A 12,327-nucleotide genomic window follows, 5' to 3' on the forward strand; every position below is an offset into this window, starting at 1 on the left:
GGACTACCAGCGGTAGTGCGCGAAGGCCTTGTTGGACTCGGCCATCTTGTGCGTGTCCTCGCGCTTCTTGACGGCAGCGCCAAGACCGTTGGAGGCGTCGAGCAGCTCGTTCATCAGGCGCTCGGTCATGGTCTTCTCACGACGGGCGCGGGAGTAACCCACGAGCCAGCGGAGGGCCAGGGTCGACTGACGACCCGGCTTGACCTCGACGGGGACCTGGTAGGTCGCGCCACCGACACGGCGGGACTTGACCTCGAGGGACGGCTTGACGTTCTCCAGCGCGCGCTTCAGCGTGATGACCGGGTCGTTGCCGGTCTTCTCGCGGAGGCCTTCCATGGCGCCGTAAACGATGCGCTCGGCGGTGGAGCGCTTGCCGTTCAGGAGGATCTTGTTGATGAGCGACGTCACCAGAGGAGATGCGTAGACCGGGTCGATGATGACCGGGCGCTTCGGGGCGGGGCCCTTACGAGGCATTCTTACTTCTCCTTCTTGGCGCCGTAGCGGCTGCGGGCCTGCTTGCGGTTCTTGACAGCCTGGGTGTCAAGCGCACCGCGGATGATCTTGTAACGAACACCCGGCAGGTCCTTCACACGGCCACCACGCACGAGCACGATCGAGTGCTCCTGCAGGTTGTGTCCCTCACCCGGAATGTAAGCGGTGACCTCGATGCCGGAGGTCAGACGCACACGCGCGACCTTACGGAGCGCCGAGTTCGGCTTCTTCGGGGTGGTCGTGAACACACGCGTGCAGACGCCGCGACGCTGGGGCGAAGCCTCAAGCGCGGGGGTCTTTGTCTTCTCGACCTTGTCCTGCCGGCCCTTACGGACCAGCTGCTGGATCGTAGGCACTACTTCTCCGGTTTCTGTGTGCCGTGTAGTGAAGCTAACCTGGAACATTTGCCGACCCACGCGGTCGGGTGTGTCGGATCCTGCACGCCTCCACCGAGGTGGAGGAGGGCGCGGATCGCGGTGTGTTCCTCTCGGCTCCGCGGGGTCTTACGCACACGCGGGAGCCAGGGCACACCCCAGGCACAAGGTCAGAGCGTACCTACCTCACAGAGGTAGGTCAAAACAAATGCCCAGCACGAAAACACGCCGGACGCAAGCGGGAGGTACCCGACGGGCCGGGTTTGCCCCTCCGGCGCCCTAAACTGGCGGCTTGCCCGGGCGCGGACGCGCGCCAGTCGATCACGCGAGTCGATCAGCAGGGAGCAGGACATTGGGGACCGCGGCACCCGAGCCGGCCACCGTCGACGTCGACGCCCGCATCCCGGCCCCGCGCGCCACCCCGCGCAGAACCGCGGTCCGGGCCGCCGGCCGGCTCTACGGCCCCCTGCTGGCCTTCCTCGTGACCTCGGCCGCCTTCTGCTCGGCCTGGGCCGCCCGCGGCACCTTCCCCTTCGGCGACACCGGCCGCGCCCTCAACGACCAGGCCAACCAGTACGTGCCCTTCCACCGGGCGCTGTGGGACCTCGTCCACGGGCAGGCGGCCGGCGACCTGCTCTTCACGTGGCGCGGCGGCTTCGGCCAGCAGTTCCTGGCCGACTACCACACCTACCTCGGCAACCCCTTCTCCTGGCTGGTCGTCCTCGTCCCGCGCGCCCACGTCGACCTGGCCGTCTTCGCGATCACCCCGGTCACGATGGGCACCGCGGCCGCCCTGATGACGCTCTACCTGGGCAAGCTGCACCCCGGCCCGTGGTGGCAGCGCGGCGTGCTCGGAGCCACGTACGGCCTGTGCGGCTGGGCGCTCAGCGACGCCTCGTACATCCCGATGTGGCTGTGGGGCCTGGTCGCCCTGCCGATGCTCGGCATCGCCGTCGAGTGGTGCCTGGAGGAGCGCCGCTGGCCGGGCGTGGCCCTGGTGGTCGCGCTCGCCTGGTTCGGGAACTTCTACACCGCGATGATGGCCACGATGGCCGCCGGCGTCCTGCTGGCCGTCCGCATGCTCACCCGCGACATGACGGGCGGGCAGCGGCTGCGCGCCCTGTGGCGGGCCGCGACGGGCGCCGGCACCGGAATCGTCCTCACCCTCCCCCTCCTCCTGCCGTCGTTCCTGTCCAGCGGCTCGGCGCAGCCGACCGAGGCGGCGGCCTTCGACCCCGTACGCATCGAGATCTTCCTCTCGGGCATGCTCCCGGCGACCCACCTGTGGGGCGGCCGGCCCCGCCTCTACGTCGCCTCGCTGGGCCTGATCCTGGCCGGCGCCTTCGTCCTCAACACCGCCATCGCGCGCAGGACCCGGCTGGTGTGGGCCGCCGCGACCCTGCTGGTGGTCGCCTCCTTCCAGTTCCCGCCCACGCAGTACGTGTGGCACGGGCTGGCGGTGCCGAACGGCAACCCGTACCGCGAGGCCTTCGTCTTCAGCGGCATGGTGGTGGTCGTCGCCTGGCTGTCACTGGCCCACCGGCCGCGTCCGCTGCACCTGGCCCTGGTCGCCGCGCTGCTGGTCGCCGCCACTTTCGTCCTGCGCCGCACCGACGACTTCGGCGGCTGGACCTGGCCGGCCGTGCTCGGCGGCGGAGCGGTCTCGCTGCTCGCGCTGGTCCTGCTCTCCCTCGGCGACGGGCACCGCCGCCTCGTCCCGGTGGCCGCCGCCCTGATGATCGGCGTCGTCTTCGCCGAGTCCGCCGTCGCCGCGGCCAACGCGGACGCCCGCCGGGCCCGCGAACGCTGGGCCAAGCCGGTGGCCACCTCGAACCGGTCGATCAGCGACCACTTCGAAGCCGTCCGCGGTGTGGACGGCTGGCCCGCCTACCGGACGGACTCGGGCGCGCCGCAGACCTCCTACAACGACGCCCTGGCCCTGCGCTCCGAGGGCCCGCAGTACTACAGCAGCTACCTCCCGGAGGCCACGTACCGGGCGCTGGAGCCCCTCGGATACGGCTTCAAGAACGACGGCCGGACCTTCTTCGGCGCCGACAACCCGGTGCTCGACGCGATCTTCTCGATCGGCGCGCGGGTCCGTCCGGGAGCCGCGCCGGGCACCTGGACGGCCTCGAAGTTCCCGGCCCCGCCGCTGGTCACGGTCCGCACCGGCCCGTTCACCTCGCCCCACCCGGCGGACAGCGTCTACGCCCGCCAGGAGAACGTCCTGGGCGCGACCGTCTACCAGGTCCCGCAGGTCACCCGCGGGGGCACCGCCTCCGAGCAGACCTACGCCGCCGCGTGCGCCCCCGGCTCCGAGGCCTACTGGTTCTCCCCCGCCCTGTACGGCACCGTGAGCGCCGGCGGCGCGGAGAAGCCGCTGGAGGACCAGATGACCGGCGTGACCCGGCTGGGGACCGTCCCCGCCTCGGGGAGGGTCGACGTCACCGTGCGGACCCGCACGCAGGGCGCCGACGCCGGGCAGCACCCGCTCGGCTGCCTGGACCGCGCGGCGCTCGACACGACCGTGTCGCGGCTGACGGCCACGGGGGCCACCCGGGTGGACGTCGGCGGTCACTCGATCGGGGCGACCTTGCCTCCCGGCACAGATCGCACCGCCGTCCTCGCCGTGACGGCCGTCCCCGGCTGGCAGTGCTCCGCCCCGGCGAAGAGCTTCCACGGCCTGCTCTCCGTGCACCTCCCCGCGGGCACGGACAAGCTCTCCTGCACCTTCACCCCCAAGGGCCTCACCCCGGGCCTGGCGGGCGGCGCCCTCGGCCTGATGGTCCTCATCGGCGCCACGGTGACGGCCGCCCGCCGCCGCCGCGCCTGAGCCTCCCCTGCGCCTCCCCCGCCTCCGGGAACGAACAAGCCCCCCGCCGCTCCTCTCGGAGCGACGGGGGGCTTGTCCTTACGAACCTTTAGCCGTTGTACGGGCCGTAGTCGTAGTCCTCCAGCGGGACAGCCTGGCCGGAGCCGGTGCCGAAGGGCGAGTAGTCGATGTCGTCGTAACCGACGGCCGAGTACATCGCGGCCTTGGCTTCCTCGGTGGGCTCCACCCGGATGTTGCGGTAGCGGGCGAGGCCCGTACCGGCCGGGATGAGCTTACCGATGATGACGTTCTCCTTGAGGCCGATCAGGGAGTCGGACTTGGCGTTGATCGCCGCGTCCGTCAGAACCCTGGTCGTCTCCTGGAAGGACGCCGCCGACAGCCACGACTCGGTCGCGAGCGAGGCCTTGGTGATACCCATCAGCTGCGGACGGCCGGAGGCGGGGTGACCGCCCTCGGTGACCACACGACGGTTCTCGGTCTCGAACTTCGACCGCTCGACCAGCTCGCCCGGCAGGAGCTCCGCGTCGCCGGACTCGATGATCGTCACGCGGCGCAGCATCTGCCGGATGATGATCTCGATGTGCTTGTCGTGGATCGACACGCCCTGCGAGTTGTAGACCTTCTGGACTTCGCCGACCAGGTGGACCTGGACGGCACGCTGACCGAGGATGCGCAGCACGTCGTGCGGGTTGGTGGCACCCATGGTGAGCTTCTGGCCCACCTCGACGTGGTCGCCCTCGTGCACGATGACCTTGGCGCGCTTCGAGATCGGGAACGCCGTCTCGTCGCTGCCGTCGTCGGGCGTGATGACGATCTTCTTCGTCTTCTCGGTCTCCTCGATCCGCACGCGGCCGGCGGCCTCGGAGATCGGGGCGACACCCTTCGGGGTACGGGCCTCGAAGAGCTCGACGACACGCGGCAGACCCTGCGTGATGTCGTCACCGGCCACACCACCGGTGTGGAAGGTACGCATCGTCAGCTGGGTACCGGGCTCACCGATGGACTGGGCGGCGATGATGCCGACCGCCTCACCGATGTCGACCAGCTTGCCGGTGGCGAGCGAGCGTCCGTAGCAGAAGGCACAGGTGCCGACCGCGGACTCACAGGTCAGGACCGAGCGGGTCTTGACCTCCTCGACGCCGTTGGCGACCAGGGCGTCGATGAGCACGTCACCGAGGTCGACGTTGGCCGGCGCGATGACCTTGCCGTCGATGACGACGTCCTCGGCCAGCATGCGGGCGTAGATCGAGGTCTCGACGTCGTCGGCCTTGCGCAGCACGCCGTCCTCGCCGCGAACGGCGATCTTCAGCTTCAGGCCGCGCTCGGTGCCGCAGTCCTCCTCGCGGATGATCACGTCCTGCGAGACGTCCACCAGACGACGGGTCAGGTAACCCGAGTCGGCGGTACGCAGGGCGGTGTCCGCCAGACCCTTACGGGCACCGTGCGTGGAGATGAAGTACTCCAGAACGGTGAGGCCCTCACGGAAGGACGCCTTGATCGGACGCGGGATGGTCTCGTTCTTCGCGTTCGACACCAGACCACGCATACCGGCGATCTGTCGCATCTGCATCATGTTTCCTCGGGCACCCGAGTCAACCATCATGAAGATGGGGTTCGTCTTGGGGAAGTTCGCGTTCATCGCCTCGGCAACCTCGTTGGTCGCCTTGGTCCAGATCGCGATGAGCTCCTGCGTGCGCTCGTCCTTGGTGATCAGACCGCGCTCGTACTGCTTCTGGACCTTCTCGTCCATCGCCTCGTAGCCCGCGACGATGGCCTTCTTGGCCTCGGGCACGACGACGTCGGAGATGGCCACGGTGACGCCCGAACGGGTCGCCCAGTGGAAGCCGGCCGCCTTCAGGTTGTCGAGCGTCGCCGCCACGATGACCTTGGGGTAGCGCTCCGCCAGGTCGTTGACGATCTCGGAGAGCTGCTTCTTGCCCACCGAGTAGTCGACGAACGGGTAGTCCTCGGGCAGCAGCTCGTTGAAGAGCGCGCGGCCCAGGGTGGTGCGCAGACGGAAGCTGTCGCCCGGCTGGAACTCCTGCTCGCCCTCCTCGGCGACCGGCGGCACCCAGCCACGCGGCGGGATGGTGCCCACCGGGAAGCGGATGTCGACGGACGACTGGAGCGCGAGCTCGCCGTTGTCGAACGCCATGGTCGCCTCGGCCGTGGAGCCGAACGCGCGGCCCTCGCCCTTGGTGTCACGGAGCTCACCGTCGGTGGTCAGGAAGAACAGACCGAGGACCATGTCCTGGGTCGGCATCGTGACCGGACGGCCGTCGGCCGGCTTGAGGATGTTGTTCGAGGACAGCATCAGGATGCGGGCCTCGGCCTGCGCCTCCGCGGAGAGCGGCAGGTGCACGGCCATCTGGTCACCGTCGAAGTCCGCGTTGAACGCGGTGCAGACGAGCGGGTGGATCTGGATGGCCTTGCCTTCGACCAGCTGGGGCTCGAAGGCCTGGATGCCGAGGCGGTGCAGCGTGGGCGCACGGTTCAGCAGCACCGGGTGCTCGGCGATGACCTCTTCGAGCACGTCGTAGACGACCGTGCGGCCGCGCTCGACCATGCGCTTGGCCGACTTGATGTTCTGCGCGTGGTTCAGGTCGACCAGGCGCTTCATCACGAACGGCTTGAAGAGCTCCAGCGCCATGGCCTTGGGCAGACCACACTGGTGCAGCTTCAGCTGCGGACCGACGACGATCACGGAACGCGCGGAGTAGTCCACGCGCTTGCCGAGGAGGTTCTGACGGAATCGACCCTGCTTGCCCTTCAGCATGTCGCTGAGGGACTTCAGGGGACGGTTACCGGGACCGGTCACCGGACGACCACGACGACCGTTGTCGAAGAGGGCGTCCACGGCCTCCTGAAGCATGCGCTTCTCGTTGTTCACGATGATCTCGGGGGCACCGAGGTCGAGGAGACGCTTCAGACGGTTGTTGCGGTTGATCACGCGGCGGTACAGGTCGTTCAGGTCGGAGGTCGCGAAGCGGCCACCGTCCAGCTGCACCATCGGACGCAGGTCCGGCGGGATGACCGGCACGCAGTCGAGCACCATGCCCTTGGGCTTGTTGCTGGTCTGCAGGAACGCGGAGACGACCTTGAGGCGCTTGAGCGCACGGGTCTTCTTCTGGCCCTTGCCGGTGCGGATGATCTCGCGGAGGCGCTCGGCCTCCTCTTCGAGGTCGAAGGACTCCAGGCGCTTCTGCAGCGCGGCGGCGCCCATGCAGCCGTCGAAGTACGTGCCGAAGCGGTCACGCAGCTCGCGGTAGAGCAGCTCGTCGCCCTCCAGGTCCTGGACCTTGAGGTTCTTGAAGCGGGCCCACACCTCGTCGAGGCGGTCGATCTCGCGCTGGGCGCGGTCACGGAGCTGCTTCATCTCGCGCTCGGCGCCTTCGCGCACCTTGCGGCGCACGTCGGCCTTCGCGCCCTCGGCCTCGAGCTCGCCCAGGTCGGTCTCGAGCTTCTTGGCACGGCCTTCGAGGTCCGCGTCGCGGCGGTTCTCGATCTGCTGGCGCTCGACGGAGACGTGCGCCTCCAGGGACGGGAGGTCGCGGGTGCGGCGCTCGTCGTCCACGAACGTGATCATGTACGCGGCGAAGTAGATGACCTTCTCGAGGTCCTTCGGCGCGAGGTCCAGCAGGTAGCCGAGGCGCGACGGGACGCCCTTGAAGTACCAGATGTGGGTGACGGGAGCGGCAAGCTCGATGTGGCCCATCCGCTCACGGCGCACCTTGGCGCGCGTGACTTCGACGCCACAGCGCTCACAGATGATGCCCTTGAAGCGGACACGCTTGTACTTGCCGCAGTAGCACTCCCAGTCCCGGGTAGGACCGAAGATCTTCTCGCAGAAGAGTCCGTCCTTCTCGGGCTTGAGGGTGCGGTAGTTGATGGTCTCCGGCTTCTTGACCTCGCCGTGCGACCAGGTTCGGATGTCGTCCGCGGTGGCAAGGCCGATCCGCAGCTCGTCGAAGAAGTTGACGTCGAGCACTGTGCGTCAATCCCTCTTTCGGGGTCGAGTCTCAATCATGGTCTGAACGGTCCCGGGGATGACGGGGGGCTCTTGAGCGAGCCCCCCGTCAGGCCCGTCAGACCTCTTCGACGCTGCTCGGCTCACGCCGGGACAGGTCGATACCGAGCTCCTCCGCCGCGCGGAAGACGTCCTCGTCGGTGTCGCGCATCTCGATGGACATGCCGTCCGAGGACAGCACCTCCACGTTGAGGCAGAGCGACTGCATTTCCTTGATGAGCACCTTGAAGGACTCGGGAATGCCCGGCTCGGGGATGTTCTCGCCCTTGACGATGGCCTCGTAGACCTTCACGCGGCCGGTGACGTCGTCGGACTTGATGGTCAGCAGCTCCTGGAGGGCGTAAGCGGCGCCATAAGCCTCAAGCGCCCACACCTCCATCTCACCGAAGCGCTGGCCACCGAACTGCGCCTTACCACCCAGCGGCTGCTGCGTGATCATCGAGTACGGACCGGTCGACCGAGCGTGGAGCTTGTCGTCGACCAGGTGGTGGAGCTTGAGGATGTACATGTACCCGATCGAGATCGGGTCCGGGAACGGCTCGCCGGAGCGGCCGTCGAACAGACGCGCCTTGCCGGACGGCAGGACCAGGCGGTCGCCGTCGCGGTTCGGGATGGTGTGCTCGAACAGGCCCGCGAGCTCGTCCTCACGCGCACCGTCGAACACCGGGGTGGCGACGTTGGTACCCGGCGCGACCTTGTCGGCGCCGATGACCTTCAGCCGCTCGGCCCATTCCTCGCCGAGGCCGGAGACGTCCCAGCCACGGCTGGCGAGCCAGCCGAGGTGGATCTCCAGGACCTGTCCCGGGTTCATTCGGGACGGGACACCCAGCGGGTTCAGGATGATGTCGACCGGCGTGCCGTCCTCAAGGAAGGGCATGTCCTCGATCGGAAGGATCTTGGAAATGACGCCCTTGTTGCCGTGGCGGCCGGCGAGCTTGTCACCGTCGGTGATCTTGCGCTTCTGGGCGACGTAGACGCGGACCAGCTGGTTCACGCCCGGGGGAAGCTCGTCGCCCTCTTCGCGGTCGAAGACGCGGACACCGATGACCTTGCCGATCTCACCGTGAGGGACCTTGAGCGAGGTGTCACGCACCTCGCGGGCCTTCTCACCGAAGATCGCGCGGAGCAGGCGCTCCTCCGGGGTCAGCTCGGTCTCACCCTTGGGCGTGACCTTGCCGACCAGGATGTCGCCGGCGACGACGTCCGCACCGATGCGGATGATGCCGCGCTCGTCGAGGTCCGCGAGGACCTCCTCGGAGACGTTCGGGATGTCCCGGGTGATCTCCTCGGGGCCGAGCTTGGTGTCACGGGCGTCGACCTCGTGCTCCTCGATGTGGATCGAGGAGAGGACGTCGTCCTGCACGAGGCGCTGCGACAGGATGATCGCGTCCTCGTAGTTGTGACCTTCCCACGGCATGAACGCGACGAGCAGGTTCTTGCCGAGGGCCATTTCGCCCTCTTCGGTCGCGGGACCGTCGGCGAGGACCTGGGACTCGATGATCCGGTCACCCTCGTTGACGATGACCTTCTGGTTGACCGAGGTGCCCTGGTTCGAGCGGGAGAACTTGGCGACGCGGTACGTGGTGTACGTGCCGTCGTCGTTGGCGACGGTGATGTAGTCGGCCGAGACCTCCTGGACCACACCGTCCTTCTCCGCGCGGATCGAGTCACCGGCGTCGACCGCACAGCGGTACTCCATGCCGGTGCCGACGAGCGGCGCCTCCGCCTTGATGAGCGGAACGGCCTGGCGCATCATGTTCGCGCCCATGAGGGCACGGTTGGCGTCGTCGTGCTCCAGGAAGGGGATCATCGCGGTCGCGACGGACACCATCTGGCGCGGGGAGACGTCCATGTAGTCGACGTCGTCGCCGGCGATGTAGTCGATCTCGCCGCCACGACGGCGGACCAGGACGCGGTTCTCGGTGAAGCGCATGTCCTCGGACAGGCCGGCGTTGGCCTGGGCGATGACGAAGCGGTCTTCCTCGTCGGCCGTCAGGTAGTCGACCTCGTCGGTGACGACACCGTCGATGACCTTGCGGTACGGGGTCTCGACGAAACCGAACGCGTTGACGCGGCCGTAGGAGGCGAGCGAGCCGATCAGACCGATGTTCGGGCCTTCAGGGGTCTCGATCGGGCACATGCGGCCGTAGTGCGACGGGTGGACGTCACGGACCTCGAAGCCGGCCCGCTCACGGGACAGACCACCGGGACCCAGCGCCGAGAGACGACGCTTGTGCGTCAGACCCGACAGCGGGTTGTTCTGGTCCATGAACTGCGACAGCTGGCTGGTGCCGAAGAACTCCTTGATGGAGGCGACGACCGGCCGGATGTTGATCAGGGTCTGCGGCGTGATCGCCTCGACGTCCTGGGTGGTCATGCGCTCACGCACGACGCGCTCCATACGAGCCAGACCCGTGCGGACCTGGTTCTGGATGAGCTCGCCGACGTTGCGCAGACGACGGTTGCCGAAGTGGTCGATGTCATCGGTCTCGACCACGATCGAACGGCCGGACTCGCCGGTCGTCTCGGTCTCGCCCGCGTGCAGCTTGACCAGGTACTTGATCGTCGCGATGACGTCGTCCGTGGTGAGCACACCGGCGTCGAGCGGCTCGTCGGCGCCGAGCTTCTTGTTCACCTTGTAGCGGCCGACCTTGGCGAGGTCGTAGCGCTTGGGGTTGAAGTAGAGGTTCTCGAGCAGCGTCTGAGCGGCCTCACGGGTCGGCGGCTCGCCCGGGCGCAGCTTGCGGTAGATGTCGAGCAGCGCGTCGTCCTGGCCCTGGGTGTGGTCCTTCTCCAGGGTGGCGCGCATGGACTCGTACTCGCCGAACTCCTCGAGGATCTGCTCGGTGGTCCAGCCGAGAGCCTTCAGGAGGACGGTGACGGACTGCTTGCGCTTGCGGTCGATGCGTACACCGACCATGTCGCGCTTGTCGATCTCCATCTCCAGCCAGGCACCCCGGGACGGGATGATCTTGGCGGAGAAGATGTCCTTGTCGGACGTCTTGTCGATGGAGGAGTCGAAGTAGACACCGGGGGAGCGGACAAGCTGCGACACGACGACACGCTCGGTGCCGTTGATGACGAAGGTGCCCTTGTTGGTCATGAGCGGGAAATCGCCCATGAAGACCGTCTGAGACTTGATCTCTCCGGTCTCGTTGTTCGTGAACTCGGCCGTGACGAACAGCGGAGCCGCGTACGTGAAGTCGCGCTCCTTGCACTCGTCGACGGAGTTCTTCGCCGGCTCGAAACGGTGGTCGCGGAAGGTCAGCGACATCGACCCGGAGAAGTCCTCGATCGGCGAGATCTCTTCGAAGATCTCTTCCAGACCGGACTTGGTGGGGACGTCCTGTCCACTCTCAAGCGCCGACTCGACGCGAGCCTTCCAGGCTGCGTTGCCGAGCAGCCAGTCAAAGCTCTCGGTCTGCAGCGCCAGGAGGTTCGGAACCTCGAGGGGCTCCTTGATCTTTGCAAAGGAGATGCGCAGCGGGGCGGTGCTGGCACCGTTGTTCGTATTGGTCGAGGCGTTGCGCGAGGCGGCCAAGAGGGGGTCCTTCCGAGGGCTCGGACTCACTACGCGCGTACCGGTCCCAGCAGACACAGAAGACGGGCCCCCCAAATCTGGTGAAAAGCCAGGTCAGGGCGGTTCAATCAAGTGTGCTCAAGCGTGGGCATGTCCCTGGCGACGGGCAGGGGACAGCTAACAGGCAGCGCAAAGGGTCAGTGTAGCCACTCGGCTCACTGATGTCCAGACCAGGTTTCCGGAAACCGGCAACAGGCCTTCCCCACTCGTTCAACCCACACGGTGTTCGACCAACACTGCGTCCAACGCTGCGGCGCTCGCACACAGAGCGCGTATCAGTACTGCCCTCTTCGTAGTCGTTCCATGCCTCGGATCTCGGATCGAGGTGGATCGAGCTGTCGACGGGACTGAGAATTGCGCGCCGCGTCCCGTTCGTCAAGGCCTCGTGCTCCGAGCGGATCATCTTCGGACCCGGCGTCGGGACAACGAAGATCACCCTACTCCCCAACGAGACCAGGGCAAGTCAGGCACTGCGGGTACGCCAAAGGGCGACCACCCTTACGGGTGATCGCCCTTGGTTGGAGCCTCAGAGAGGCCCCAGAGGTGTTACTTGACCTCGACCGAGGCGCCGGCGCCCTTGAGGGCCTCGGCGGCCTTGTCAGCGGCCTCCTTGGCGACCTTCTCGAGGACGGGCTTCGGCGCACCGTCGACGAGGTCCTTGGCCTCCTTGAGGCCCAGGGAGGTCAGCTCGCGCACGACCTTGATGACCTGGATCTTCTTGTCACCGGCGGCGGTGAGGACGACGTCGAACTCGTCCTGCTCCTCGGCGGCCTCGACCGGGGCGCCCGGGGCACCCGGAGCGGCAACGGCGACGGCCGCGGCGGCGGTGACGTCGAACTTCTCCTCGAAGGCCTTCACGAACTCAGAGAGCTCGATGAGGGTCATCTCCTCGAACTGGGCGAGGAGGTCGTCCTGAGAGAGCTTCGCCATGATGGGCGATCCTTCCACTAATTCGGCAGGTGCCGGATGTATATAGAGGCGGGCGTAACGGCCCGCTACGACCCACGCACTAGGCGGCGTG

6 protein-coding genes are annotated in these 12,327 nt (G+C 67.5%); 1 reads left to right on the plus strand and 5 read right to left on the minus strand.

The features are described 5' to 3' along the window. Window positions 1-3 precede the first annotated feature (3 nt). Together rpsG and rpsL are read right to left on the minus strand one after the other, a co-directional pair. Window positions 4-474 carry a 30S ribosomal protein S7 gene (gene rpsG / locus AC07DU_RS05515; RefSeq protein WP_007265894.1) on the minus strand — a complete coding sequence of 157 codons (471 nt, stop codon included), beginning with the start codon at window positions 472-474 and terminating at the stop codon, window positions 4-6. A gap of 2 nt (window positions 475-476) precedes the next feature. Continuing rightward, window positions 477-848: a 30S ribosomal protein S12 gene (gene rpsL / locus AC07DU_RS05520; RefSeq protein ID WP_007265893.1), complete on the minus strand. Its 372-nt coding sequence runs from the start codon at window positions 846-848 to the stop codon at window positions 477-479. A 370-nt stretch (window positions 849-1,218) separates the two neighbouring features. On the opposite strand from rpsL, the gene AC07DU_RS05525 reads away from it, so the two are divergent. Beyond that, window positions 1,219-3,699: a YfhO family protein gene (locus AC07DU_RS05525; protein WP_479109710.1), complete on the plus strand. Its 2,481-nt coding sequence runs from the start codon at window positions 1,219-1,221 to the stop codon at window positions 3,697-3,699. Window positions 3,700-3,787: 88 nt separating this feature from the next. On the opposite strand, the gene AC07DU_RS05530 is transcribed toward AC07DU_RS05525, so the two are convergent. The 3 genes from AC07DU_RS05530 to rplL form a co-directional block, all read right to left on the minus strand. Beyond that, entirely contained in the window at window positions 3,788-7,687 is a 3,900-nt protein-coding gene (locus AC07DU_RS05530; RefSeq protein ID WP_360890936.1) for a DNA-directed RNA polymerase subunit beta', read from the minus strand. A gap of 97 nt (window positions 7,688-7,784) precedes the next feature. Beyond that, window positions 7,785-11,267 carry a DNA-directed RNA polymerase subunit beta gene (gene rpoB / locus AC07DU_RS05535; protein ID WP_360890933.1) on the minus strand — a complete coding sequence of 1,161 codons (3,483 nt, stop codon included), beginning with the start codon at window positions 11,265-11,267 and terminating at the stop codon, window positions 7,785-7,787. A gap of 585 nt (window positions 11,268-11,852) precedes the next feature. Beyond that, window positions 11,853-12,236: a 50S ribosomal protein L7/L12 gene (gene rplL / locus AC07DU_RS05540; protein WP_479026293.1), complete on the minus strand. Its 384-nt coding sequence runs from the start codon at window positions 12,234-12,236 to the stop codon at window positions 11,853-11,855. Between the last annotated feature and the right edge of the window lie 91 nt (window positions 12,237-12,327).

Source organism: Streptomyces sp. NPDC045695 (assembly GCF_056432025.1).